Origin of the sequence: Streptomyces sp. Tue6028, from assembly GCF_002300165.1 — a bacterium.
Classification (GTDB): Bacteria; Actinomycetota; Actinomycetes; order Streptomycetales; family Streptomycetaceae; genus Streptomyces; species Streptomyces siamensis.
Map to the genome: position 1 here is coordinate 209537 of NZ_MLCE01000026.1, position 26395 is coordinate 235931.

Annotated in this window: 21 protein-coding genes and 1 pseudogene; 11 read left to right on the forward strand and 11 right to left on the reverse strand. The window is 66.4% G+C overall.

All coding sequences use genetic code 11. From position 1 onward, the window contains the following. Positions 1 to 6: 6 nt before the first annotated feature. The 4 genes from BKI49_RS25625 to BKI49_RS25640 form a co-directional block, all read right to left on the reverse strand. Positions 7 to 549 (reverse strand): SH3 domain-containing protein, encoded by a 543-nt coding sequence (locus BKI49_RS25625; RefSeq protein WP_143658522.1) that lies wholly within the window; start codon positions 547 to 549, stop codon positions 7 to 9. Positions 550 to 604: 55 nt separating this feature from the next. Beyond that, the gene (locus BKI49_RS25630) at positions 605 to 1864 is read right to left on the reverse strand and encodes an ATP-binding protein (protein ID WP_095936626.1); all 1260 of its coding nucleotides are present in this window, start codon (positions 1862 to 1864) and stop codon (positions 605 to 607) included. Next, on the reverse strand, positions 1861 to 2664 hold the full coding sequence (locus tag BKI49_RS25635; protein ID WP_095936627.1) for a hypothetical protein: 804 nt from the start codon (positions 2662 to 2664) through the stop codon (positions 1861 to 1863). Before BKI49_RS25635 ends, BKI49_RS25630 begins: the two co-directional genes overlap by 4 nt. 379 nt (positions 2665 to 3043) lie before the next feature. Continuing rightward, positions 3044 to 3553 carry a protein-tyrosine phosphatase family protein gene (locus tag BKI49_RS25640; RefSeq protein WP_095936628.1) on the reverse strand — a complete coding sequence of 170 codons (510 nt, stop codon included), beginning with the start codon at positions 3551 to 3553 and terminating at the stop codon, positions 3044 to 3046. Between the two features lie 98 nt (positions 3554 to 3651). On the opposite strand from BKI49_RS25640, the gene BKI49_RS25645 reads away from it, so the two are divergent. Further along, positions 3652 to 4455: a nuclease-related domain-containing protein gene (locus BKI49_RS25645; RefSeq protein WP_095936629.1), complete on the forward strand. Its 804-nt coding sequence runs from the start codon at positions 3652 to 3654 to the stop codon at positions 4453 to 4455. Between the two features lie 25 nt (positions 4456 to 4480). Here BKI49_RS25645 and ligD read toward each other — a convergent pair whose 3' ends face one another. Then, positions 4481 to 5362, reverse strand: a complete 882-nt coding sequence (gene ligD, locus BKI49_RS25650; RefSeq protein ID WP_095936630.1) for a non-homologous end-joining DNA ligase — start codon at positions 5360 to 5362, stop codon at positions 4481 to 4483. A gap of 58 nt (positions 5363 to 5420) precedes the next feature. Between ligD and ku the strand changes: the two genes are divergently transcribed. Then, a complete protein-coding gene (ku, locus tag BKI49_RS25655) occupies positions 5421 to 6560 on the forward strand; it encodes a non-homologous end joining protein Ku (protein WP_441350892.1) in 1140 nt (379 codons plus the stop codon). 264 nt (positions 6561 to 6824) lie between these two features. On the opposite strand, the gene BKI49_RS25660 is transcribed toward ku, so the two are convergent. After that, a complete protein-coding gene (locus tag BKI49_RS25660; protein ID WP_095936632.1) occupies positions 6825 to 8591 on the reverse strand; it encodes a beta-ketoacyl-[acyl-carrier-protein] synthase family protein in 1767 nt (588 codons plus the stop codon). 1196 nt (positions 8592 to 9787) lie between these two features. Between BKI49_RS25660 and BKI49_RS25665 the strand changes: the two genes are divergently transcribed. From BKI49_RS25665 to BKI49_RS25685, 3 genes are all read left to right on the forward strand, one after another. After that, the gene (locus BKI49_RS25665) at positions 9788 to 10192 is read left to right on the forward strand and encodes a lactococcin 972 family bacteriocin (RefSeq protein ID WP_143658524.1); all 405 of its coding nucleotides are present in this window, start codon (positions 9788 to 9790) and stop codon (positions 10190 to 10192) included. A gap of 409 nt (positions 10193 to 10601) precedes the next feature. Continuing rightward, positions 10602 to 11168 (forward strand): DUF6518 family protein, encoded by a 567-nt coding sequence (locus BKI49_RS36000; protein ID WP_095936634.1) that lies wholly within the window; start codon positions 10602 to 10604, stop codon positions 11166 to 11168. Between the two features lie 495 nt (positions 11169 to 11663). Continuing rightward, positions 11664 to 12428 carry a hypothetical protein gene (locus tag BKI49_RS25685; protein WP_179332576.1) on the forward strand — a complete coding sequence of 255 codons (765 nt, stop codon included), beginning with the start codon at positions 11664 to 11666 and terminating at the stop codon, positions 12426 to 12428. A gap of 759 nt (positions 12429 to 13187) precedes the next feature. Here BKI49_RS25685 and BKI49_RS25690 read toward each other — a convergent pair. Both BKI49_RS25690 and BKI49_RS25695 read right to left on the reverse strand, forming a co-directional pair. Further along, entirely contained in the window at positions 13188 to 13676 is a 489-nt protein-coding gene (locus tag BKI49_RS25690; RefSeq protein ID WP_095936637.1) for a hypothetical protein, read from the reverse strand. A 101-nt stretch (positions 13677 to 13777) separates the two neighbouring features. Further along, positions 13778 to 14860: an IS630 family transposase gene (locus BKI49_RS25695; protein ID WP_179332582.1), complete on the reverse strand. Its 1083-nt coding sequence runs from the start codon at positions 14858 to 14860 to the stop codon at positions 13778 to 13780. Positions 14861 to 15213: 353 nt separating this feature from the next. Here BKI49_RS25695 and BKI49_RS25700 point away from each other — a divergent pair, with 353 nt between their 5' ends. Then, the gene (locus BKI49_RS25700) at positions 15214 to 15939 is read left to right on the forward strand and encodes an FRG domain-containing protein (protein WP_095936639.1); all 726 of its coding nucleotides are present in this window, start codon (positions 15214 to 15216) and stop codon (positions 15937 to 15939) included. Continuing rightward, positions 15939 to 17024, forward strand: coding sequence for a DUF262 domain-containing protein (locus BKI49_RS25705; protein WP_095936640.1), 1086 nt, complete (start codon positions 15939 to 15941; stop codon positions 17022 to 17024). Before BKI49_RS25700 ends, BKI49_RS25705 begins: the two co-directional genes overlap by 1 nt. Positions 17025 to 17328: 304 nt before the next feature. Here BKI49_RS25705 and BKI49_RS25710 read toward each other — a convergent pair whose 3' ends face one another. Beyond that, positions 17329 to 18009, reverse strand: coding sequence for an Eco29kI family restriction endonuclease (locus tag BKI49_RS25710; protein ID WP_257004952.1), 681 nt, complete (start codon positions 18007 to 18009; stop codon positions 17329 to 17331). A 267-nt stretch (positions 18010 to 18276) separates the two neighbouring features. Here BKI49_RS25710 and BKI49_RS25715 point away from each other — a divergent pair, with 267 nt between their 5' ends. From BKI49_RS25715 to snpA, 4 genes and pseudogenes are all read left to right on the forward strand, one after another. Next, complete coding sequence (locus BKI49_RS25715) at positions 18277 to 19641, forward strand: DNA cytosine methyltransferase (protein WP_107469426.1); 1365 nt, start codon at positions 18277 to 18279, stop codon at positions 19639 to 19641. 386 nt (positions 19642 to 20027) lie between these two features. Next, on the forward strand, positions 20028 to 20417 hold the full coding sequence (locus tag BKI49_RS35560) for a very short patch repair endonuclease (RefSeq protein WP_218835048.1): 390 nt from the start codon (positions 20028 to 20030) through the stop codon (positions 20415 to 20417). 1594 nt (positions 20418 to 22011) lie between these two features. Further along, positions 22012 to 22365 carry a VOC family protein gene (locus BKI49_RS25725; RefSeq protein WP_095936644.1) on the forward strand — a complete coding sequence of 118 codons (354 nt, stop codon included), beginning with the start codon at positions 22012 to 22014 and terminating at the stop codon, positions 22363 to 22365. Between the two features lie 970 nt (positions 22366 to 23335). After that, positions 23336 to 23983: pseudogene (snpA, locus tag BKI49_RS25735) on the forward strand (snapalysin); the annotation flags it as partial. 518 nt (positions 23984 to 24501) lie between these two features. Here the strand turns inward: snpA and BKI49_RS25740 are convergent. After that, on the reverse strand, positions 24502 to 25734 hold the full coding sequence (locus tag BKI49_RS25740; RefSeq protein WP_095936647.1) for a helix-turn-helix domain-containing protein: 1233 nt from the start codon (positions 25732 to 25734) through the stop codon (positions 24502 to 24504). Between the two features lie 154 nt (positions 25735 to 25888). Then, positions 25889 to 26251 (reverse strand): GntR family transcriptional regulator, encoded by a 363-nt coding sequence (locus tag BKI49_RS25745; RefSeq protein ID WP_095936757.1) that lies wholly within the window; start codon positions 26249 to 26251, stop codon positions 25889 to 25891. Between the last annotated feature and the right edge of the window lie 144 nt (positions 26252 to 26395).

Genomic DNA, 26395 nt, shown 5'->3' on the forward strand with positions numbered 1-26395 from the left:
CGGAACTCAGCACCACGGGGGCGTGACGCCGAAGGTCTCGATGGAACGGGCCGGGGCCCAGGACCAGGTGCCGTCGGCGAGCAGGTACCAGATCGTGTCGCCGTCGACCGGCTCGCCATTGGTCCTGCAGAAGATCCCGACCGGCTCGCCGTGCCGGGCGATACGGATCAACCGCCCGCCGCGGAACGGGTCGCTGCGCAGCGCCAGCCCGCGGGGGGCGTCGACCCTGCCCCGGGTCACGAACCCCGCGTCGATGCCGCTGAACCCGAAGCCGAACTCGTCGTCGAAGCCGATGCTGCGCCCGATGCCCGTGTCGAAGGTGGCATCGGCCTCCTGGCTGAGGCCGACGTCGAGCCCCGAGGTCATCGCCTCGTCGGCGAGGGCGGGGCCGGCTCCGGCGAGGGCGAAGAGGCTCGCGGCGGCGACCGCTATGCCGAGCCTGCTGCACGTGGACCGCAGGAACATGGGGGACTCCTCCGAGTAGGCGCGGATCTGACTTATCGCCACATTAGGAGCGGAGTCGGGCGCACGCAGGTCACGCTGCGCCATCGGGGACCGGGCTGCTCCGTACGGTCGTCCGCGGGGCCGGGTGCGGGTGCGGCGCTCAGGAGGGACCGGACTGAGGGAGCGTCAGCGTCGCCACCGCGCCGCCGTCGGGGGCGTTGGCGAACAGCAGCCGGGCGCCCAGCACCTCGGACTGGCCCAGGGCGATCGTCAGCCCGAGCCCGTGTCCCTTCGCCCCGCCCTCCGTGCGGAAGCGCTGCGGCCCGTGATCCAGCAGGTAGTCCGGATAGCCCTCGCCGTGGTCCCGCACCGTGACGACCGGCCCGTCCACCGTCAGCATCACCGGGCCCGCGCCGTGGTTGTGCGCGTTCGCCACGAGATTGCCGAGCACCCGCTCCAGCCGCCGCCGGTCGGTCTCCACCCGCGCGTCCCGTACGACCCTGACCTCGGTGTCCGTCCCGGACGCGCGCACCACCCGCTCGGCCAGCGGGGCGAGCTGCTCCGAGTCCAGGTCGAGGCGTTCGCTGCGCGCGTCCAGGCGGGAGATCTCCAGCAGGTCCTCGGTGAGCGTGCGCAGTGCCGCCACCCGGTCGCGCACCAGCTCCGTCGGCCGTCCCGGCGGCAGCAGTTCGGCCGCCGCGTGCAGCCCGGTCAGCGGGGTGCGCAGTTCGTGCGCCACGTCGGCGGTGAAGCGCTGCTCGCTCAGCAGCTTGCTCTGGAGCGACGACGCCATGGTGTCGAGGGCCCCCGCGACGGCGGCCACCTCGTCCTGCGGGCGCGTGGGGTCCTGCGCGCACGGGTCGTTCACGCGGGCGTCCAGATCACCCGCGCTGATCCGCCGCGCCACCAGGGCCGTCGCGTGCAGCCGTCGCGTCACCCGCGTCACCGCGAACGAGCCGACCAGCAGCGTCGCGCCGATCGCCAGCGCCGAAGACCACACGATCGACCGGTCCAGGGTCTCGATGGTGTGCGCGCCCTGCGCGTAGTCGTACTGGACGGCGAGCGCGCGTCCCCCGTCCGCGGGCCCGGCCGCCCACATGGTGGGGTGCGCCGTCCGGTCGGCGACCATCGTGCCGCGCTTCCCACCCGCCGCCAGCGCGCGCAGCGTGACCGGCAGCCCGGGCGGGTCGACGCCCGCGCCGGCCGGCAGCCGGTCGCCCGCCTCGTACGCGGCCGTCACGTCCGTGAGCCGGTCGAGCGCGCGCCCGCGTGCCTCGCCGACCGTCTGGTTGGTCACCGAGACGTGCACGAGGATCCCGAGGAGCGCGGCCAGGCCGCAGCAGATCACCGTGATGAAGGCGGCCGCCTTCCAGGTGAGGGTGGCGGTCCAGCGCGGCAGACGCAGGAGGGGCCGCCTCATGAGGCCCTCGCGGACGGCGCGGGCGTGCCTGCCGACGCGGACGGCGGGGCCGGGGGCGCGGCGGAGGGTGTGGGTGTGGCGGAGGGAGTGGCGGAGGGCGTGGGTGTGGCGGCCCCGGTGGGAGGCCCGACGCGGAGGATCTCGTCCCGCGTCGCGAGCATCGCGTTCTGGTGCGGATCCCAGCTCCAGACCGTGCGGAACTCGTAGCCCGGCAGTGTCGACGGCGAGCGGATGATCACCTGGCGGCCCGCGAGCTCCACGCTGACCACTCTGTCCGCGGTCCCCATCACCTGCACCAGCCTGTGGTCCAGGAACGTGTAGACGCGCACCGCGAGCTGGTCCGCGGGGAAGCGGATGCCGAGCACCATGTCGTCCTTGCCGTCCCCGGTCAGATCGCGGTAGTACGCCTGGAGGACCGGGCACTTCTCGCCGGTCGCGCCCTTCTTGCCGCAGTCCTTCAGCCGGTCGGCGGTCTGCGCGTACGTCGCGTGCGGACCGCTGTACTCGGCCGGGTGCGCGGCGACCTCCGCGCGCACCACGGCGAGCGGGTCCACCTTGTGGATGTCGTCGCCGGGCGCAGTGATGCCCTTGACCGTCTCGGTGTCGGCCTCCCCGTAGTCGATGGCGGGCGTGGAGGCCGGCGGCAGCTGGGGCCACAGCCGGGTCGGGCCGACGGCGGTGGGCGTCGCGCCCGCGCCGCGCAGGTCGCCCGGGTCGCCGCAGCCCGCCGGCGCCGCCACCAGCAGGGCGCTCGCGGCGGCGGCACCGAGGGCTGTGCGCGCACGGCGGCTGTGGATCACTGCACTCCCGCGTCCGGGCCACCCCGGCTCGCAGGCGCTCGGGCACGGGGTCGGCGTGGAGAACGATGTCGTCGAAGCGGTGACCGTCCGCGACCGGTTCGCGACGGGTGTGCGGACACGGCGCGAGATGATCGGTCGCCGTATACACCTTATTCGTATGGAAGTCCTTTTTGTTCAGCCACCGGGCCGCGCCGCCGTCCCGAGGGCCGCGTCCGTCCTCCCGTGGACCGCGTCCGCCCTCCCGCGTGCCGCGCCCGTCCTCCCGCGTGCCGTGCGCTCCTGCCGGGCGGTGCGCCTGCCCCGGCGACATCGGGTGCGCGCCCGGGTCGGACCGCGCGCGACCCCTGTGGGTGCGGTCGCGGACGAGCCTCCCGCCGGCTCACGGCTCCGCGAGCTCCTCCAGGAGCCGGGCGGTGGCGAGCCCGGCGCGCAGGTACTCCTCGAAGAGCTCGTTGTGCAGCGCCCAGGGCGAGCGCCGGCTCCGTATCAGCCGGATCGCCTCGTCGGTGGAGTGCCCGGCCAGGACGAGCGCGTGCGCCACGACCAGTCCCGAACGGTTGTAGCCGTGGTAACAGCGGACCAGGACCCGGCGCCCCGCCTCCAGCGCGTCGTCCGCCGCCTGGGCGAGCCGGATCACGCCCGCCAGCTGCGTACCGTCGAGGGGTCCGTCCGGAATCGGCCATACATGGTGCTCTATCCCCGGGTCCGGCCCGTGCCCCGGCAGCCGCAGCAGCGTGAGCACGAGGTCGAACTCGTCGTGCACGACGGCGAATTCCGGCTGCCCGGCGCGGCCCGCGAACGCGTGCCCGCCCATCCACAGGCCGGGCACGATCTCGCTCCACGGGCTGTCCGGAGCCGGTACATCGGGTTGTGTCCTGCGGGTCCGCAACGGCGCCTCCCACCCAACTCCCCAGCTGTCCACAAAGGTATCCGGGTTCTTGCCCCTGGAGCACCCCGCCTGTTCCCATGGTCAAGGGGTGATGGTGCATGAAGGGACTGCGCGTCGTACCGACCTGGCGGCACGGTCAGGAGCGGCTGTACGTGTGCCTGACGGACGGCAGGAACGTCGCCTGGTACGACCGCGAGACGGCCCGGGTCAACCTGCTCAGCGAGGACCGGCGCGAGGACGTGCTCGACGCGCTCGGCCCGTTCCTGTCCGGCCCCGTGACGGTGGGCCCGCCGCCCGTCCCGACCCCGGCCGAGCTGGCCCGGCTGACCCTCCACCCCGACGACGACCTCGCGCCCAACCGGCCCGGCGAGGCCCTGGTGGTCGCCCTCGACCGAGACCCCGGCCCGCCACGCCGCCTGCGGCCCGACCCGCGGCGCCGCGCGCTCGCCGCCGAGCAGGCGGTCGGCGAGGCCCTGGACCGGATGGAGGGCGCGGGGTGGCACACCCTCCACTCCGTGCCCCTGCCCGGCGGCGAACGCATCCACCACCTGGTCGTCGGCCCGGCCGGCATCTTCGCCGTACGCACCCTCTACGCGCGCAAACAGCGCGTCCTCGTCACCGACCCCATGGTCACCGTCGGCCGCCACGAACCGCGTCCGCTGCTGCGCCGGCTCCGCGCGGACGCCGACCGCGCCGCGTACGCGCTGACCGCCGAGGTCCACCCCGTGCTGGCCGTGGCGGGCCCCGCCACCCTGGACGTCGTGGCACCACCGCGGGAGATCCGCATCCTCCAGGACGCCGACTTGTCGAACCTCGCCCGCCTCGGCGGCGTCCTGAAGCCGGCCGACGTCGAGGCCCTCCACGCCATGGCCCGCGACCGCCACACCTGGCTGCGCGTTTAGGGCGGCGAAGCGCCGCCCTGGGCCGTCACGGCAGGGCGGCCGCCCGCCCCGCGTCGAACAGGGGCGCCAGCAGATCCCCGTACCGCTCCAGCCTCGGCACGACGTCCGGAGCGAGGAAGGCGAGCTGTGACGCCCGCGTGCAGGACGCGACCTCGTCCCACGTCACCGGCGTGGACACGGTGGGCTCGGGCCGCGCGCGCAGCGTGTACGGCGTCGCCGTGGTCTTGCGCGCCGCGTTCTGGCTGAAGTCGACGAACACCTTGCCCGGCCGCAGGTTCTTCGTCATGCGGTGCGTGACCCGCCCCGGCATCGCCCGCTCGGCCTCGACGGCGAGTTCCTTCGCGTACGCGCTGACGTCCTCGGACGGCGTCGGCGCCACAGGGGCGAGCAGATGCAGCCCCTTGGCCCCCGACGTCTTCGCGTACGCCTCGATCCCGTCCTCGCCCAGCCGCTCCCGCAGCCACAGGGCCACCTCGCAGCACTCGACCACCGTCGCCGGCGCCCCCGGGTCCAGGTCGAGGACCAGCCGGTCGGCGATCCCGGGCGTGCCGATGGTCCACTGCGGCGTGTGGAACTCGGTCACCAGGTTCGCCGCCCACATCAGCGAGGCGAGGTCCTGGACCAGGACCATGCGGGCGGGTCCCTCCATGCGCGGCACCTCGGCGGTCGTGACCCAGCCGGGCGTACCCGGCGGCACGTTCTTGGTGAAGAAGACCTGGCCCTCGGGCCCGTCCGGGTAGCGCAGGAAGGACACCGGCCGGTCGCGCAGGTGCGGGAGCAGGGCGTCCGCCACCGTCGCGCAGTAGTGCAGCGCCTCGCCCTTGGTGAAGCCGGTGGCGGGATAGAGGACCTTCTCCAGGTTGCTGAGCGCGAGCCTTCGCCCCTCCACCTCCGTGATCGGCGTCATACGATGAGAATCCCACGAAACCGGCTGATATCGGATATCGATCGGAAGGATGCCGCACGTGCGATCCATCTGGAACGGCGCCATCTCCTTCGGCCTGGTCAGCATCCCCATCAAGCTCGTGAACGCCACGGAGAGCCACTCGATCTCCTTCCGCCAGATCCACACCGACGACGGTGGCAGGATCCGCTACCGCAAGGTCTGCGAACTGGAGGACCGCGAGGTCACGACCCCGGAGATCGGCAAGGCGTACGAGGATGCCGACGGCACGCTCATCCCGATCACGGACGAGGACCTGGCCTCACTGCCGATCCCCACCGCCCGGACCATCGAGATCGTCGCCTTCGTGCCGGCCGACCGGATCGACCCGCTCCAGATGGACACCGCGTACTACCTCTCCGCCAACGGCGTGCCCGCCGCCAAGCCGTACACCCTGCTGCGCGAGGCCCTGAAGCGCAGCAACAAGGTCGCCATCGCCAAGTTCGCCCTGCGCGGGCGCGAGCGGCTGGGCATGCTGCGGGTCGTCGACGACGTCATCGCCATGCACGGCCTTCTCTGGCCGGACGAGATCCGCGCCACGGACGAGGTCGCCCCGGACACCGGCGTCACCGTCCGCGAGCAGGAACTGGACCTCGCCGACGCGCTGATGGACACCCTCGGCGAGGTCGACCTCGAAGACCTGCACGACGACTACCGCGAAGCCGTCGAGGAACTCATCACCGCCAAGGCCTCCGGCGTGGAGGCGCCCAGCATGCCCGAGCGCGAGGCGGGCGGCGGCAAGGTGCTGGACCTGATGGCCGCGCTGGAGAAGAGCGTGCGCGTGGCCAAGGAGTCGCGGGGCGAGGCGGCCGGCGGGGAAGCGGGTGCGGCGGAAGCGGGCGGGGAGGCGGAGGTCACCCCGCTCCCGGCCCGCCGCAAGTCCGCCCGTACGGCCCCCAAGGAGGTCGGCGGCAAGAAGTCCACGTCGACGAAGCGGACGGCGGCCAGGAAGACCACGGCCCAGAAGTCGGCGGCGCACAAGTCGACGGCGCAGAAGTCGACGGCCCGGAAGTCGACCAGCCAGAAGACGGCGTCCGGCACGGCGTCCAAGAGCACGTCCAAGACCGCCAAGAGCACCGGCAAGGAGGCGGCGGCCAAGAAGACCGCCGCCAAGAAGACGGCCGCGAAGAAGACGACGGGACGCAAGCGGGCTTCCGCCTGAGGGCGGGGTCGACGGGCTCGACGGGCTCGGCGGGCGCGCCGCGGGCGGAGCCGTGCGGAGACCGGCCCCGGGCCGGGGCCCGTGGGGACCGTTGCCGCGAGGCCCGCTCCAGGGGTCCGGGCAGGGGTTCCCGTGGCCCGACGGACCGGACCGTTAGCCCCTCCGGAGGCCGACCCCCTACACCCGGAGGACCCGCCCTCGCAGGTGGGCGCCCCATACGCCCGGGCGCCCCTCCCGCGTAGGCGTGGTCCGACGGGTCCGGGGTCAGGCCGTGCGGCGCAGGGCCAGTACCGCGTTGTGGCCGCCGAAGCCGAAGGAGTTGCTGAGCGCCAGGTCGCCGAGGGCCGGAAGGGCACGGGGAGCCTTGGTGACCACGTCCAGCTCGATGGCGTCGTCCTGCTCCTCGCAGCCGATGGTCGGCGGGATCAGGCCGTGATGGAGCGTGAGGACGGTGGCCACCGCCTCCACCCCGCCCGCCGCGCCCTGGAGATGACCGAGGTGCCCCTTGAGCGCGGTCACCGGGACGTCCCCGCCGAGTACGGCACGCAGAGCGCTCGCCTCGGCGAGGTCGCCGTCCGTGGTGGCGGTGGCATGGGCGTTGACGTGCACGACGTCCACCGCGTGGGCGCCCGCGTCCCGTACCGCCCGGCGCAGCGCGAGCGCGACACCACTGCCCGACGGGTCCGGCGCCGCCATGTGGTGGGCGTCGGCCGACAGCCCCCAGCCGGCGGCCTCGCAGTAGATCCGCGCGCCCCGTGCGCGCGCGTGCTCCTCGGACTCCAGCAGCAGGAAGCCCGCCCCCTCGCCGTTGACGAAGCCGTCACGGTCCTTGGCGAAGGGCCGCGACGGGCTGGTGGCGCCGAGCCCATGGGTGGACAGGGCGCGCATCGCCGCGAACGAGGCCATGATCGCCGGGGTGACCACGGCCTCGGCGCCACCTGCGAGGGCCACGTCGACGTGCCCGTACCGGATGCGGTCGATGGCCTGCCCGATGGCCTCGGTGCCGGACGCGCACGCGCTGGTCACCGTGCGGGCCTCGCCCGTGATCCGCAGTGCGAGCGACACCTGGGAGGCGGCCTGCGAGGGCACCGTCATCGGCGTGGTCAGCGGTGACACGGCGCGAGGCCCTTTGTCGCGGAGCTTGCGGTCACCGCCGACCAGCACGGAGGCGTCGCCGAGGATGGCGCCGACGCTCACACCGACGCGCTCGGGGTCCAGCCCGCTCTCGGCGGTGCCGGCCACGTCGAACCCGGCGTTCTGCCACGCCTCGCGCGCGGCGAGCACCGCCAGCTGGGCGGCGCGGTTCATCCGCCGCGCCTGCGGCCGCGGCAGTAGCCCGGCCGGGTCGACGGGGACGCTGCCCGCCACCCGTACGGGCAGTTCGGCGAACTCCTCGCCCTCCAGCTCCCGTATCCCGCAGCGGCCTTCCACCAGCCCCTGCCAGAGCTCCTCGACGCCGATGCCAAGTGGCGTGACCGCACCGAGGCCGGTGACGACGACCCGCCGGGGCGTGCCTGCCCCGCCCGCCGCGTCGCGCCGCGGCCGGGGGAAGTGCCGTACGACACGACCGTCCTGGGCCGCGGCGTCGAGACGCTCGCGCAGCACGGCGTCCGGCACGGGCTCCTCGGTCCGGCTCTCCAGGTCCCGGTGCCACCGGCCCCACCGGCGGGTGTACGACTCCTCGACGGCCTTGGGGTCGACGGTGCGCAGCGAGGTGACGCGGTCACCATCACGGAACTCCACCTCGGTGAGATCGGCCGACGTGATCCGCGGAATTCCGGAGACGTCCATGCGACGGCAGGCCACCGTCACCCGGTGGTCGCGCTCGAGCACCTGGTCGTGATCGATTCCCCCGAGGGGCGGCCGCAGGGTCAGCCGAATGGTGTGCGGGCTTTCCGGAAGTGTGTGCATGACCACGTGCCACGTGTCCTCCGCCACCTCTTGTTCCGAGAGGGCGAGGAGATCACCGGGAATCACTTCGGCGACGGTGACGGCGTGGGGCTGTACGGGAACGTCGGACGAAACGCGCATGGCGGAGCCTTCGGTGCATGGGGGGAATGTCGGCATCAACGGTCGCCGACGATTCGCCAGTTGCCTAGGTTTCCGTGCCCGGTAGTGCGCAACGTCACGAATACCGCGAAATCGATTCCCGTACCGCCAAGGACGCCGAAATGTCGCATGGAATATGCCAATGGCATATGTTCACGCGGCCCGAAATTCCACACCTGCCCGCAGATCCCACAGAAACTGAACTACCACCGCTGTGAACGGTCGCGGCATCTCACCGTACGACGCACGGACACGGCGTCATGTCCTTTTACAGCAGCCGGACTTGGAGATTACTGGGAGAAGTCGACACCCTGCGCCAGTGTCACCCGCCCTGAATAGTTCACCATGTTGGTCGCCCGGCGCATGTACGCGCCAGTTGCTGACCTTGAGGAAGTCCGCCGGCCTCGACCGAACGACCGATCACGAGGCCCCATCACGGTCACGGTGAGGACACGAAGCCTGTGGTCGGCCCCACCACGCCCCGGGTCGCCCCCACCATTCGCTCGCCAGCCCAGCGGTCACGAAGCGGCTGGGACCGGTAGACAGTTACACACCGCAGAACCGACAGCACCGGCCGACTACACAGAAGCAGGCCCGATCCATTGCGCACAGCTCGCTCGTTTTCCCCGCGGAGTTCGATCCCTTCGCGCCCATTGGCGCACCGCCGCCCAGGACGCCCAGTCCCGGCTGAGCTGCTGGACTCCGGTGCTGTTCACCGACGTTGATGTCAGCGATGGATGTCGCTTGGCCGCGGAATCGGAATTGAGTCCCAGTTCTTCCACGAGGTGGTTGCGGCTGGTGACTACGCGTCGGGGAAGGACGTAGGCGAGCCGCCAGGTGGCGCCGGCCGCATTGGAGAGAGGAGCGAGGCAGGGAAGCTGCCCTGTCGAGCGCCTGCGCGATGCGGTGGAAGCTGTCCACTCCCCGGAGCTGGTTGCGATGCCGCGGCATCTGTAATGGCAGCAATCGGGTATCCACGGTCGGCCTCTGGTCGAGGCTGCGAGGACTGCATCGGTTGCTGTCTTCCGTGTGACATCCACAACGGAATGGGGATCTTGAGACGGCCGTGGAAGCGGACATACCGTATGCGGGTACTGACCTCAACTGCCCATTGACCAAGGCCTAGTTGGAGTCAGTTATCGCTCCAGGCGATCCAACGCTACCCACACAAAACGGGGTTGACCTTGAAAGCTCTTCGTAAGTCCGTGCTGTTTGCCGCAGCCGCCGCGGCCCTGACCGCCGGAGCCGTCATCGCCCCGGCTGCGTCGGCCGGCGCGGCTGAACTGAAGCCCGCGAAGTCAGGCATGGCCGTCATCAACATCAACTCATCGTTGAGGTCGGCGAGCGGTGAGACTCACACCAAGGACGTCGGTGGTGGCTCCTGGACCTATGGCTGGGAGCTGACGACCGGCGGCAAGCGCTGTTTCTCCCACTACTTCCATGGCTCGAAGATGCACCATGCGACGGCGCGAATAGGCAACGCCGAGAACAAGGATTACGCCTTCGCCCGACAAACGGCCAAGGCCAGCGCAACGGCAGGCTCCGCGTACACGTGCAACGCGTATTGGAGCCTCGACGAGTAGGCTCTGCGGCCGCGCCAACACTCAAGGGGGTCCGCGAAGCCACGCCTGTCCGGTGAGTGGGTGCTCTCACCACGAGCCTCACGCTGAAGGCGAATTGGGCGACTTCGCGGACACTCCCGAAACCCGTCAACCCTTCGCCTCCGCATCCCCTTCGCGAGCGAGCGTGGGGAGGCTGCCGTGTCACTCGCCCCGCCGTCCGACCCGCGAGCGACACGGTGAGCACCTCCGCCGTTCCGGCAAGGGAACCGCCACACCACATCAGTTATTCACTCAGCGCCTCATGTCCCACCGACCTCACCGGTTGGGTTGAGCGAATAGCAGCCGTGAACTCACGACGACGACGATCGGAGACCTGTGCAGAGGCCGGGTCTCAGACGCCTGGTTACCGAAAAGGACTCTGTGGAACGCCGTGTTCTCATCACGCTCCTTCATCTTGGCACCCGTGGCCGCGCTGGCAGCCGGTGCGGCACTCGGAGTCCTCACCCGCCTCCTTGAGACGAACACCTCCACGGCAGGCCGTTCCGCGTATCTCGTCCTGAACGAGGCATGGCCCTGGTCGGCCCTGGCCTTCTGTGCCGGCCTCGCCTGCGCATCCAGGGTCGCGTCCGCCGCCGTGGCTGCAGCGTCCCTGGCAGCGGCTGTCACTGCCTACTACGCGGTGCATGAGCAGACCACCTGGGCAGGGGCTTTGTCGGCCACACTCGCATGGGGTGCGGTCGCTCTGGCAGTCGGGCCCATTCTGGGACTGGCGGGGAACCTGGCACGCAAGCGTGGACTTCGCGGTCTCCCCTTTCGACTGATGATCCCACTGCTGGCTGTCGTGGAGACGTCGGCGCGGCTGCGAGCCGAGGTCTCAGTGCAAGGGCCAGTCGGTGAGACAGCATGGAGCATTACCCGCCTTGCAGCGGTAGCTGCCTGTCTCGCCCTGGCCGCACACACAATGCTGATCAACCGGCGGCACCGGAGTGAAGGGTGAAGCCCTGCGGCCCACCGGGAGTCCGCCCACGTCTTCACCACTCGCACCGGTCGCCCGGGCGAGCCACGGAACCTCTACCAGCCCTTCACGCGCATCGCCCAGTCCGCCGGCCTCCGCGTGATCCGGCTGCAGGACGCCTGCCACGGCACCGTCAAAGGCCTCGGACCAAGATCGGTCCGAGGCGTTTGCCCATGTGTCCTCGGCAGGGTTCGAACGACGGTCACGAGGATGCAGCCAATGCGAAGATCGAAAAGGCGCTGGGGGAGGAGGGCGACGCGGCCTAGTCGCCTCTGCATCCCGCTGAGACCCACCCCTTGCTGGGGGTGCGTGTTTCGCCTGCCGTACCGCACCGACCTCTCCGTCTCGCGGGTGGCGGAGATTGTCTGATACCCCATCGTGATTCGCGGGTGTACAACCCCGTGTGGATGCCGGCTGTCTGTAAGGCGCTGGAGGGGTGATCCTTTGGTGCCTTTCCGTAAGGAGATTGGGGATCAGGTGGGGAAGCGGGTCTGGAGAGTCGTCGTGGCCGGGGGTGCGGCCGCGGTGTTCACGGCCGTGGCCGCGGTGCCGGCCGGAGCGGCCGAGGGTGGAGTCTCGTTCACCCGTGTCCAGGTGAACGGCGGCAAGTCGATTGTGATCGGGGTGTCGAAGGAGGTCGCGGTGCCCGCCTCCTTCCGGATGGCGACCACTCACAAGTGGAAGTGGCCAGCGGTGTTCCTGTACCGCAGTGGTGCGGGTGATCGGCTGTGGCACGCCGTCGAGACGAGCGACTGCATCAAGGTGAGTTCGGGCGTCTGCGACTTCAACGAGACGATGTACTTCGACCCGAGCGTGTGGGACATGCGTAACAGCGAGGCCGGGGCCTGGAAGGTCGGGGCAGAGGTGTACTTCGAGGGAGGCGGTGGTGACACCGACGACAAGGGTCTGACGGTCCACGTCAAGCGCAACTCCCGCCTGACCGTCAACGCCTCGCCCGAACCGGTGTCCAAGGACAAGACCATCACCGTGACCGGAAAGGTCACGCGGGCCAACTGGGAGACCAGGAAGTACGCCTCCTACGGAGGCCGCCTGGTGAGCCTGCAGTTCAAGCCTGCCGGCACCGCCTCCTACACCACGGTGAAGAAGGTGTACGCGAACGGCTCGGGTGATCTCAGGACGACCGTGAAGGCCTCCAAGACGGGTACGTGGCGCTGGGTGTACTACGGCAACACCACCACCGGGCCGTCGACGTCGTCCGGGGACAACGTCGTGGTGAAGTGATGCCCGCGGTGCTGGCGGGCTGGTGGGGGCCGAGCCGGCGGTAACGGCTGCGACGGTCAAGGTGTCGGGTCCGCCGCGATCGCTGCGGACCCGACACCTTGCGTCCTGGCCGACCGCGAGCGGCCGTGCGCGGGCCTCAGCGCAACGTGAGCCAGCGCGCCGTGCGGACCATGAGGCCGGTCACCGCTCCGGTGGGCAGGTCCGGATCTCGATGAGGCGACGACCACGGTCTTCAAGGCTGTCCCCGTCGTACAGGGTCGGACGTATTCGACGCGGTGGGTGTACTGGCGGGACCGTGCCGCGAGCCTGCGCCCAGCCGCCGGCGTAACACCCCATGGCGCCTAGCGCCGCGCTGGCAATGCTGATCCCTGCTCCCAGCTTTACTGCCCAGGTCTGATCCACGGTCGCCCGTAACCCAGCGGTGGGTCTCTCGCGTGTCGGAGGTGTGTCGTGTGTATCGCAGACAGTGCGAGACAGCGAGAAAGAGCGGGAGTCAATGAGGCTGACTCACGCTCTCTCTTCTCAGCATCCGCCCAGCTCCGCGCGTAATTTTTGCTGGCTGTGTGGCGAGTGCCCGGGCAGGATTCGAACCTGCGCACACGGCTCCGGAGGGGGCTTAGCTATATGGAAACACCGCAGGTCACGGGCGCGCTAAGTGGCTGTAGATGGTTCCGTGTCCACGTTTGGTCCACAGCCCTCGTGCGGGCACTCACCGCTCTGGCCGACTGGCAGAGGTCGCAACACCTCCACCGACCTTCTTCACGACGTGGAACCGCCATGTCCTGTCATCGATTTACGTACCAGGCCCTTCAGGGTGGCAAATTCGCTCATCAGCTTGTCGACGGCTGCGTCCAATAGCAGCACTGGGTCCCCAGTTGCCCAGAACCGCACGACCTCTGCCAGCTGGCGCTCCCAGAATTCTTCACCCTCATCCTCAGCAGCGATGCCACACTCGCGGGCGAGCTGGATGTAACCTGAGCCGGGCTTACGTGAATCTTCACGAACTACGAGAGCCGATAGCATCGGTCGACCGTGCTCTGCTTCGTAGGCGCTTACATGTCCAAGAGCGGGGAACATACGGCGGAATGGGGCTCGCGACACCGCTCGATCCTTGGCTTCCGGATCGATCATCAGCCCCAGTTCCTTGTAGCTGATGCAAGCCGTGGCAGGATGCGCCGGATTGGCACCCTGAGCGCGTGCACGAAGAGCGCGGTGAATGTCGCGCTCGACGGGTGTGAGAGTGATCAAAAGGATCCCCTACGAGAGGCCCGAAGGCAGTTGGTCCGGAGACGAGGTGCCCGAAGGCGCCACGACGGTACTCCTGGCCCAACGCGCCGTGCAACGTCACGCTAGTCTTCCGAGTCGGGAATTCTGTTCAGATATGAGGCGAGGCGTTCGAGGATTTCGTCCGCGCTCTTCGTCCAGATGTAGGGCTTGGGGTCGGTGTTCCAGGCGGCGATCCAGTTACGGATGTCCTTCTCCAGGGCCTGGACGGATCGGTGGACGCCTCGCCGTATCTGCTTGTTGGTCAGTTCGGCGAACCAGCGCTCGACGAGATTCAGCCAGGACGAGCCGGTCGGCGTGAAGTGCAGATGGAATCGTGGGTGGGCCAACAGCCACTTCTTGATCGCAGGGGTCTTGTGGGTGGCGTAGTTGTCGCAGATCAGGTGGATATCCAGGTCGGCAGGCACTTCTTTGTCGAGCTTGACCAGGAACTTCTTGAACTCCTCCGCCCGATGCCTGCGGTGCAGGGAGCCGATCACTTTGCCTGTGGCGACCTCGAGCGCGGCGAACAGCGTGGTGGTGCCGGCGCGGACGTAGTCGTGGGTTGCCCGCTCGGGAACCCCCGGCATCATCGGCAGCACGGGCTGGGACCGGTCCAGAGCCTGGATCTGCGACTTCTCGTCGACGCAGAACACCAGGGCCCGCTCCGGCGGATCCAAATACAGGCCCACGACATCGTGGACCTTGTCGACGAAGTAGGGATCGGTCGACAGCTTGAAGGTCTCCGACCGGTGCGGCTGAAGGCCGAACGCCCGCCAGATCCGTGACACGGACGACTGCGAGAGGCCCATCTCCTTCGCCATCGACCGCGTCGACCAGTGCGTTGCGTTCTTCGGAGTGGATTCCAGCGTCTTGGCGACCACTGCGGCGACCTGCTCGTCCGTCACCGTCCTGGGGCCGCCCGGACGTGGCATGTCACCCAGGCCCGCGATCCGGTACTGCACGAACCGGGCCCGCCAGCGGCCTACCGCATGAGGGGTCGAACCCAACTGTTCCGCAACGTCCTTGTTCGACGCGCCGGTTGAGCAGGCCAGGATGATCCGGCACCGCAATGCCCACGCCTGCGGCGTGGAACGACGCCGCACCCACTCCTCAAGCGCGGCCCGTTCCTCGTCCGACAGCGTCAACTCGGCCTTCGGCCGCCCCATCCGTGCCATAGAGCAAGCCTATACATCTGAATGGAAATCCCGACTCGGAACACTAGCTGGCAGGCCAGATGTCCAGTTGCCAAGCCGCCGGCTGGCCTGCAGCCCGCCTGATGCGGCTCAGTTGACCTCGCCTAGGTCCACAGTCGGCCCGGGCACTGCCGCCCCGTCGCGACTTGTGGAGACCGCGACGAGATGACCCTCGGCCGACTTAGAGACGCCCGGAACAGCATCTCGCTCTGCCGCAGTCGCAGTCGCAGCCGCGGATCGCGGACTCTTGACCCGCAGACCGAGCCGCTGTGCGATGATCCGTGGAACTGGGGTGGAGAAGACGGACTGAGAGCAGCCAGCAGCGGATGAGCGATCCAATCGGGGAAGTTAACAACGTCGAAGACCTCATGCGTGTCCTGGAGCCAGTGGGAGGGCTTGAGCCTCGTTGGTACAGAGGCCACGCAAACGTTCAGTGGGAGCTCACTCCTTCCTTGGCGCGAAAACGAGAATGGATGGAGAATGAACTTCTCCTGTTGAAAAAGTTCAAACAGAACGCGATTCCTCGTCTCGTGAGCGCTCCTGTTGGTGAATGGGATTGGCTATTTCTTGCTCAGCATCATGGTCTTCCGACGCGTCTTCTCGACTGGAGCGAGAATCCGCTCATCGCCCTGTACTTCGCTTGCGAATCTGATCACGACACAGACGGTTGCTTGTGGGTTCTTCGTCCGAGTGATCTGAATGCGAAGAGTAGTCCAGGTTCTCCGGGAGTCCTGCTGTTCGGACAGGACGAACTCCTTGACTCCTATCTTCCAGAGAAGGCAAGAGGCCCAGTCGCGGTTCAGCCTCCTGTGGCGGCTGTAGCTGCCCGTTCCTTCGACAGAATCGTGGCCCAGAGTGGAACCTTCACTATTTGTCATCGTTCTTTCGACCCGCTGGAGAAAGCCCACTCTGGAGACTTCCTAGATAGCTATGTCATACCGTTGGCCCGAAAGGCGTTTATACGCGAACAGCTAAAGACGCTCGGCATCAACGCAATGACGGTGTACCCGGATCTCGCACATCTGGCTGTGTATGTGAAAGAGGAATTCTAATGGAAGACTTTTCTATCGCGCCGCTGCGCAATAGCTCTGTCGCATATATTCATCAGCAGCGTCCTCAGATTGAGATGGACCCCGTCTACCAGCGTCAGGGCGGTATTTGGTCTGTCGAAAAGCAGCAGTTGCTTATCGACTCACTGATCAATGGATTCGACGTGCCAAAGATCTATTTCCACGAATTCGCCGCCCGGCGGACGGTGGATGGGAAGCGTCTGCGGTACGCGATCATCGACGGCAAGCAGCGCCTGCAAGCAATCTGGGAGTTTATTGACAACAAGTTTCCCCTAGCGGATGATTTCAAGTACTTTGAGGATCCGGACGTAGATGTCAGGAACCTGACCTACTCTCAGCTGGCGGAAAAGAACCCGGAAATTGCGGCTTATTTCAATGCGACCACTCTTGATATCATCGCCATCAGGACGGATGATCTCGAAATAATTGAAGAAATGTTCTCTCGCCTAAACGAGGCTATCCCGCTGAACGCCGCAGAGAAGAGGAACGCCCTCGGGGGCCCTGTTCCTCCTGCTATTCGGGCATTGGCTGAACACCCGTTCTTTAAAGAGCGTCTCACGTTCGGCAACACAAGGTACCGCCATTGGGATTTGGCGGTTAAGTTCCTTTATTGGTCCCACATGGGTCGGGTTGTCGATGTGAAGAAGTTCCATCTGGACTCGTTCGCCAAGGACATGAAGAAGAAGGATTCGGAGGGTCAGGCAGCGGTCAATGACGCTGAGATGGCTGCGATGAGCGTGCTCGATGCAATGGGCGCCTGTTTCCAGGAGAGGGATAAGCTCCTGTCCCAGGTGGGGATGGTCTCGGTCTACTACCTTGTATTTCAGGAAGTTGCTCGAACGAAGCGGGAAGCGAATCCAACCCGAGAGAAATTTGCCGAGTTTGAGGATCTTCGGAAGTCTAATCGCGTCGTAGCCGAAGCCGACCTCTCAGAGGCACAGTTTGAGCTGCTTGAGTTCGACAGGTACGGACAAAGTGCCAACGATGGAAAGGCGCTGGCTTATCGTGTCAGGGTCCTTATGAATTTCCTGGAAGGGAAGCTTGGCCAGGACCCAGGACTTTTGTAGCGGTCGCTTATCCGCGCTAAGTGATGAAGGTAATGCATTGGAGCCCGGCCCGAAAGCTCACCCTCTCGGGCAGTATGGTCACGCCTACACGGCAGCCAGCTATCACAGCTGGTACCACTATCCAGACCTGGTCATCGCAACCAGGCCGTGCCGACGAACGGCATGTCCTCCAGCTGCAAAATGATTACCCGACTGCCATCGCTTAGCGAGAGATCCGTTTTAGCGTTCGGTCATCCTGTTGCCCAGCGCCAATTGCACGGCATCACCACGGATCGCTGTTGCTGGATACGCAGCTATGTCGTTCTTAGTCTTCGTCGTGCTCTTCCTCATCGAGGATTTCGCCAGCTTCCTCGATCTCAGGATCAACGTCTAGAACCTGCTTACCTCGGTAGTAGCGCCACACGCTGGGGTAGGTTCGCCGGCTGTCCGGATACATGATGGCTCGACCGGGAAGGAGAGCGATCTGCCAGTTCTCCGGGAGGGCGGCAGCGATGATCTCGAAGAAGTGATTGATCGTCAGGTCGGCAGGTACGTCAATGACGGTCTTGTAGGTGTCGCCGCAGCCCTTTTTCAGATAGCGGAAGGTGTATGGGATCTCCTTCGCGGCGGCAGGCAACAGCTTGTGCAGGGTCATGGAGCCCTGGGGGAGGGAGGACAGCACCCGATCGATGTCGATCCGGTGGAGGTTGTCGAAGTGGTTGGCTTTGACCACGGTCTCATCTCGGCGCTTGCCGGGATCGTTGTTTCCAAATCCGTTGTTGTTCCAGGGTATTTGACCCTGCTTCGAGTAGTGCTTGATGAGGAGCTTCTCCGGCGCGAGAGCGGAAAAGTCCTCCGCAACGTACAGGCAGGTAAAGGTCATCTCGGACAGAGATATGTTCGTGCGTCCAGAAACCTTACGCAGGTGCTTGTGGATCCGCGTGGGTAGGGACTTGTCTGCCTTGCCTACATAGACGAACTCGCCGTTGCGGTACAGCTGGTACACCCCGGGACGCTGGTCCAGCTCGTCCAGGTTCTGGACCGTGAGGGGCGCCGGCGAAAGTTCGTCTAGAGCCTTGGCGAGTTGGTCGCCGAGTGCCTGAGTGATACTCAGCCGGAAGTCGCGATGGTTTTTGGCCCCTAGACCGTCTCGTCGCAACGAGTCCTCCCCTGCTGGTCGCCTGCGGGGCACCCTATGGGATCTTGGGTACCTCTAGCGACCTCGTATCGGAATCGCGTCACAAGATCGTCAACTCCGCGGTACGATTCCGGCATGGTTGAGCAGCGTGGACACGAACTAGTAGGTCGCACCAGCGTTGAGTTGTTCGCAGGTGGTGGAGGCCTGGCGATGGGAGTCCACCATGCCGGATTCCGGCCACTGCTGTTCAACGAGTTCAACAATCACGCTTGCGAGACGCTGGAAGCGAGCGCCACGCGGACGCTAGGTCGAGACGGCATTGAGCGCACCGCGGAGACCAAGCCAGAGCCGCCCGGGGAGGGTGAGCCAGCTCCTCTGTTCCCCGGTGACGTGAGAGACCTCGATTTGACCGCCTTCCACGGCAAGGTCGACGTTCTCGCTGGCGGTCCCCCGTGCCAGCCTTTCAGTGCGGGCGGTGTGGCCAAAGGCGACGAGGACAAGCGGAACATGTTTCCCGCCATGTTCACGGCTATTCGCCAGATCCAGCCGAAGGCCGTCATCTGCGAGAACGTGCGTGGACTGTTGCGCCCATCGTTCGAGGGCTACTTCGAGTACATCAAACGCGAGCTCACCTTGCCGTTCGTCGAACGTGACGAAGAGGTGCCCTGGCAGGAGCACGACCAAGAGCTGACCAAGCTCATCAAGGGAGGCGGGGGAGGGGCTGCCGATCAGCGATACGTAGTCCGGCACATCCCTGTCAACGCGGCTAACTATGGGGTGCCCCAAATCCGTCACCGTGTGATCCTCGTGGCTTTCCGTGAAGACCTAGATGTGGACATGGATGCATTTGTCCAGGATGTCACCCGTATTCGCTTCAGTGACGATGCTCTACTTCGCACGATGCGGGACGAAGACAGTTCCTATTGGGTGCGGCATAAGGAGGCTGTTCCGGAACATGTACGCGATGCAGTCAGAGCCCGGCTCCCGAAGGGGCTCGGCCATGAGGAGGAGAACGAGGAGCGCGGGGTCAGGCCATGGCGGACCTTGCGCGATGCCATCCACGGCTACGGCACCGACGAGCGTCTTCCAGCACTGCCCAAGATTGACTTGGAGAAGCTAGACAGAAAGACGGAGCAGGCTGGCAGCATCACTGACCACATCGGCTGGCCTGATGCCCGAATCTATAAGGGGCACACCCCCAACGATCTCGATCGTCCGGCCAAAACTGTCAAGGCTGGCGTGCATGGAGTCCCCGGCGGCGAGTCGGTAATGCTTCTGGACGACCAAGTGCCCGATGCCAGCGCTGAGGACGGATGGCGGAGGCTGCACCGCTACATGACTGTTCGTGAGACAGCGCGAGTCATGACGTTTCCTGATGAATGGCACGGAGCTGGACGGCGTGGCGAGAAGATGCGCCAGCTTGGCAATGCTGTGCCCGTCGTGCTCGCTGAGTTCTTCGCGAAGAAGGTCGCTGCCGCCCTCGCGTCGGTCGGTCATTAGGCGGAGTGATGGTCTCGGACTCACGTACCTGGAAGGAAGCGCGGCCACCAGAAAGCGCGTACAAGCCGCGCAGAGGTGCCAAGCCGACTGTGGAGCAGGACCGCGCCGCTGGCGGCCGTCATCGTCGCACCGTAGCAATTGGAGATGGCCGGTACGCGCGTGCGTCTGTCTCGCTGCGGTTGCCCAGGTGCAACCGCCGCATCCGTGCGTACTTGCGATGGTCCCAAGAAGGCAAGACCGAGGAGCGCTATATCGGAGAGGTGGACCAAGCTACGCGCGCCGCTAACCTCGCTCAGGCCTGGCAGCAAGCTGCGGCCTCTGGCCTCTTGGCCGAAGAGCCGTTGCCCCCCGATTCGAAGGCATCCTCCTGGGAGGTGCGCGCGGTGATGCGCGCTAACCGCAGCCGTGACACTAAGCCGGAACTGGCGCTTCGTTCCCTGCTCCACCGGACTGGCCTGCGCTACCGAGTGGACATCCCACCGTTGGAGGGTGTCCGCCGGCGGGCAGACATTGTCTTCGTAAAGGATCGCATCGCCGTTTTCGTGGATGGTTGCTTCTGGCACGGCTGCCCTGAACACATGCGCTCTTCCAAGAAGAACGCGGCGGCGTGGACTGCGAAGCTCGAAGGTAACCGCGCACGTGACGCTGAGACGAACGAGTTGCTGCGGGCCGCTGGTTGGACTGTGATCCGGGTTTGGGAGCACGAGGACCCAGCCGAGGCAAGCCACCGGATCACAGATGCCGTCCAACAGGCGCGACGTGAAGAACGTGGTTAGCCGGAGGCGCCCGGCCGGCCCGGGGAACTGTGATTCTTGGGCCTGTTGACAGCGCCTGGTGATGTATGGGCCCCAAGGGCTGCCGCTGGCTCGGCAGTAACTAACGGGCTGGTGTTCGGCCAGCTGCCCGCCCTCAACTCACGTGGAGCCGGGTGCAGTTGCAGGTCAGGGCTGTGGTACAGTTATGGGGCTCGATCTCCTCGTGCCCCGAGCTGGACTCAAGGCGGGTTTTTTGCGTGGAGAAGTGTTAGAGCTCGAATCTTAATAAGTAAATATTTGTGAAATCGTAAGCCTGATTTCTTTTCGCGATGATGGTGCTTTAGTGCCGGAGTGATTAGGAATCGGGCTTTTCTTGTCTCGATGCAGAGAAGGTTAGAAGCGAGAGTGCTTGAAATGAAATGAGTGGAGGTACCGTGCGCGAATTGTTTTCGCAAGTTGGGCAGACGGTCCGGTTCGCAATTGCCGACGAGTCCCGGACCGCCCGCCTGAAGTCCCTGATTACGACGACGGCCATCATCGGAGTCACGGGCTACATCGTTCTGTTCGTCAGGTAGGCACGCCGACGCCAGAACCACCTAAGAGTACGGCTGGTTGCACCCAGTGATACACCCCGCCGTGCTCAGTAGCTTGTCACGACGCCCGCCCGAGACGTTTTCAGCGCGTCAGCTTGCTGCCGAACCCGAGAGGTCGGTGTAGCGGCTTTGGCCGGGAGCTGCTTTGGCGCGAGTGATCATGGCCCCTTACGCTGGCCCGCGGATCGGGCAGGCTTGTGAACCTGCCCGTTAGTGCTCGATGTGGGGCCGTGATCTTCGAGGCTCGCGCCAAAGTGGCTGGCTAAAGCCGTGGAGCCGACCGCCCCAGCGACGACGGGGTTTTCCCCTCTCAGGGCCGCACCCGCCATCCGGCTGGCCGCCCGGTGCGGGATCAGCGGGCCGTACGAAGCCCGCGCATCTGGCAGCGTCGGCCCGCATGCCACCGCCACCACGATCCGGCCTCTTTTGGTGACACAAAGCGTCTTTGACCTGCACCGTTGGGGATCACATCCGCCCCCGTGCCCGTGTTGGAATGTGGCCGCTGCGTGTGGCGACGGACGGGCGGCGACGTGCGGCCGGTGGCGAAGACATGGAGGCGGCGCGGCGGCGACCGGCCGGCGCCGCCGCGCTTGTGTGGCCCTTGGTTGATCCGACCTACTGGTGTAGGCAACCGGGTGGAAAGGGGTGCGGCGTGGCCCCGGAAGCGGGGCGTTGAAGTCCGACCGCTGTTGCGTCTTTCCCCTCCCGAGGCCGGATCGTGGTGGCGGTGGCATGCGGGCTGTACGCGGCCGTTGATGCGTTCGGGCGGAGTGTGCGGCGGTCGGGTTGGCGATGATCGCTGGGCGCCGTTCACCGCCCGGCGAGCGAGCGCAGCGAGCCTTGATGATGTAGGGAAAGTTTGACCGCATGGCTCTACATGGCGTGTGTCTTGTCTCGGTTGATGCTTGACGCAGTGGCTTCAGTTGATGCTTGACACCGCTTGCCTCGGCTTGGCTACGTGCGTCTCACAGGCCTGTGCGCGGTGCCATCAATATCGACGGTGGTCATGCGAGCATCGGGGCATGCTCACAGGTGCACACGTGATCCTCTACTCCCAGGATGCTGAGGCCGACCGGGCCTTTATTAAGGACGTCCTCGGCTTCGCCCATGTTGACGCGGGCCATGGCTGGCTGATCTTCAAGCTGCCGCCCGCCGAGGTCGCCGTGCACCCTACCAACGGCGCGCCGAAGCACGAGTTCTACCTGATGTGTGACGACCTGGACGCCGTATGCGCTCAGCTTGCAGAGCGCGGCGCGGAGCTCACCGGCGAGGTGACCGAGGAGCGGTGGGGACGCCTCACCGCCGTACGCCTCCCCAGCGGCAGTGAACTGCCCCTCTACCAGCCGCTGCACCCCGTCGCGCACAGCCTCGACTGAACCTCCGCCACCACCTCGTCACCGCGGGGACTTCGCTGGCCTCTCAGTGTTGAGCCACGTGGACATCTCGCGCGCTCTGGGCCAGTCCGCTTCCACCACAGCCCGTCACGGCACGTTTACTGGCCATCGCTCGACCTGTCGCAGTGCCAGAACCGGTTTTGATCGACTGAGGTTCGCCACTGAGCGTGATGTCGGCGGACCGTGCAGCTGAGTCCACGTCCGGGGGACTTTCGGCGTCCGTCATCAGACCCGGCGGTTAGCGGATTTCGAGCGTCAGCCTGGCCACTACCTACGACTGCGTGCGCACCTCGTTCGTGTGGCTGACGAGAGCCTGGCCCTCATAGCCCCGCAGTCACCGGGTGCGGCGGACACGCTGCTGGAGGCGGGCGAGGAGCCGACCGACCCCTTCCTGCGCCGCAAGGCGGGCCCGGCTTCCATCCTGATCAGGACTGAGCGGTGGTGGCTCGGTGGTGAGGGGCTCTGCCCTGCGCTGGGGGTGACTTCCTGGGGAGGGCGACTCGGGGTCAACGGGTCGCAAAAGGAGCGGAAGCCATTTATTTCGTGACGTCAGTCACAGTGCTCTACGAATCAACCGGTGCACTTAGTAGATGAGGCATGGCGTACATCTGAGTATTTGTCCGTCTTGACCTGGATGTGGATCCTGCGGTGTGTGTGGGGAATTCCGCCCAGCCTGCCCGCATGCACACTGCCGTGCGCTGTAAGGCTTCTGACGCTGCGACAGCTTTTCCTCCTGTCGCTGTGTGGGGATCGGAGGCCCACGCGCGGTCTTGGCGCGGTCCTGAGATCTACGGAGCGACGTAGTAGTGGGACCCATTGCGTGCTCTGTCGGGCGGTTCTAAGAATGTCGACCCACAGGACGTCGCTGCAGTTCGGAACCGGTGTTCACGCCGAGTCGACCGCGCGCTGTGGCGCTCGGCGTCACCGAGTGAGTAGGAGCACCCCCCACGTGATTTCGTCCCGAATATCTCCGAGATTCCTCGCCCTCGCTCTTGGCCTGGGTCTGGCCTCCAGCACGCTGGCCGTGGCTGTGCCGGCGAGCGCCCAGCCGGCCGCCACCCCCTCCGATTCCGCCGATACCTCCGTGGCGGGGTACGACGGGTCGGCTGGGGAGGCCGCGAACAACAAGGCATTCTTCGAGGCTGTGCTCAAGTCGGTCGCCGAGAAGAGTGCTGCTCAGCCCAGCGGGCAGGCGGTGACCCTCCACTACGACGCCTCCAAGGCACCGAGCTTCCGTTCGCAGATATCGAGCGCGGCCGAGATCTGGAACAGCTCCGAGTCCAACGTGAAGCTCGCGGAGGCTTCGAGCGGTTCGAGCAGCGCCGACTTCTCCTACACCGAGGGCAACGACCCCCGCGGGTCCCACGCCTCCACTGACGGCCACGGAGGCGGCCAGATCTTCCTCGACTACACCCAGATCCAGCAGTACGACTCGATTCGCGTTGTCACCCACGAGACCGGGCACGTCTTGGGCCTGCCGGACGACTACAGCGGGCCGTGTAGTGAGCTGATGTCGGGCGGCGGCCCTGGCCCGTCCTGCACCAACCGCAACCCGAACGCCACCGAGCGTGCGCGTGTCGACGAGCTGTGGGCCGGCGGAGGCGCGCAGGCTTCGGGTACGGGGAACCAGTCCGGTGGCGGCCCGAGTGCTGCACCGTCGGCACCGTCCGTGGCTCCGGGTACGGGGAATCCGTCCACTGGCGGCCCGAGTGCTGCACCGTCGGCACCGTCCGTGGCCCCGGGCGCAGGGAATCCGTCCGCTGGCGGCCCGAGCACTGCATGGCCGGGACGGCCCGTGTGGCCGGGTCACGGTCCGTGGCGTTCGCACCACCGCACGCTCTGGAATTGATCGCGTTCCAGCGGGAAGCGGCTCGCTGTCGAGGATGGCTGCAGCCGCATGCTCACGACGGTCGTCTGAGCACTCTCGCAGGATGGTCGACAGACGCTAGTGCGTTGTACGGCTGTCCTGGGGGACGGTGAAGCCAACCGCCTGCTGGTTGGTGACCTTGAACGTGCTCAACAGGGCCGGGTTGGTAGCCAACACTGCCAGCCCGGCCACGATCAGCAGAAGTCGGCTCTGGGACCGGAACGTCAAGCATCAGATGGAATCCGGCGGTTCTACTTGACGTGGCTGAGTGTGTTCAGGTGCTCCAAGTAACCCTGTCCTGAGTTCTCATCGGAGAAGTCACGGTTGACCAGTGCGGCGAGTTCGCGGCTGACCAAGAGGAGCGAGGGCAGAGAACGCCGATCTCCCTTAAGGGCCCACTCGCCATAGTCCACTGCCTGTTCAAGATCCCCGCGCCGGGCCGCGACGACTCCGAGTGTGACCCTGGCTTCGGCCATCCGCATGGGCGACTTCTCAGTGCCATCGAAGTCGGTCCCGACTCGGATTACTTCGTTGGCCAGGGTCTCCGCGAGGGCGTTCTCCCCAAGCAGGCGGTAGCAATCCATCGCGTAGAAGTCGAACTTGGCTGGGTCTACCACGAAGTGGTGATCAAGGTTCTCGGGGTAGGGCATCCCTTCCAGCAACTTACGTCCGCGATCGAGGGCTACCTCTGTCTTCCTCCGATCCCCGAGCCGCGCCCATCCTTTCGCCTCATGGGCCGCGAGTTGGACGGCGACACCGTGGTGAGTGGCGACCTCGGTACCGGCTTGGGAGGCGGCGAGGATGCCGTGATAGTCGCCGGTGGTGAGCGCGAACCATGCCCGCATCTCGTGGGCCCATCCAGCAACTTCGGAGTTTTCAGCCTCGTTGGCCAGCGACAGTACGGCGCGCCTGGTGCTCTCCGCCGCCGCGCGGTCGCCCATGTCGTACTCGACGCATCCGACGAGCAGAGCGAGCCACGCCGAGATTGTCAGCACCTCGCGGTGCTGGGCCAGCGTTAGCCGCTGGGACTGGAGACCGGCTACGCGCCTGAGCCATTCACGCCCTTCCAAGGCGAGTTGATCACTCGGGAGGTACGGGTATTCAGAGCAGAGGCGATCGGCCGTGATCCGTAGGGCATCCAGGGTCGCATTGTCGACGTCGGATGCCTGCAAGCGGCTGAGGATGTCGAGCGTCTCCATGCCGCTCGCCGTGGTGATCTCGGCGTTGCCGTCCCGGCGCCCCTCAACAGGGAAGATCGCGTGAGTCACTGTGCCGAAGGTGGACGCGATGATCGGTTGATAGAAGTCACTGGGGGTGACCTCGCCGGACTCCCACCGCTTCCATTGCCGGATCATGCTCGAACCCTCGGGCAGGCGCTTCGGAGAGTGCGCGCGAAGCGCTGCCACGGCTTCGGCCTGTGACCACTGCCGCGCTTGCCGCTCGGCTGCAATCCGCCGGGCCCATGCCGGCCGTTCGTCGCTCATGTGGTGCCCTCCCATCGAGTGCCTGGTTCGAGTCTGGCATCTCAGAAGCCGGTGACACGGGCGGTGACAGGGGGCTGACACCGGGGCTGTCCCCTGGTGACACCACCGCTGTCACTGGTTGGGGGATCACTCTGTGCGCATGGTGGGTCACGTGTCAGGCGCTGCCCGTGTGATCGCTTCGCTTCTCCAACTCGGCTACACGAGCGGCAAGTTGTCGGATCTCGGAGTGGATTGCGTTGATCTCTTCTCGGTCGATCGGGCCGGTTGGCACCTCGACATCGTCACCGTCCGTCGATGACTGCACGAAGTACCCCCGCGTCGGCACGGACACGATCAGTTCTTCGTCGATGAGGATCTGGAGCGCGTTGCCCACGGTCACGGTCGTGACTCCGAACCTGTCGGCCAGCTCGCGCAAAGACGCGAGCCGGTGCCCGTCTGGAAGCTCGGCGATCTCTGGACGCAACGTGTCCGCGATCTGCACCTTTTTGGGCCTTGGGTCATGGGCGGCAACGGTCATGACCTGAGCGTATCGACCCCACTCGAAGTAGTGCACCCTATGGCGCCCTACCTCTTGTGATCTAGTCTGCTATAGAGCAAGCTATGTCATGTGGCTGAGGCCGCGAACCTCGGAGGGCGACGCCACTACCGCCAAGCAGAACGC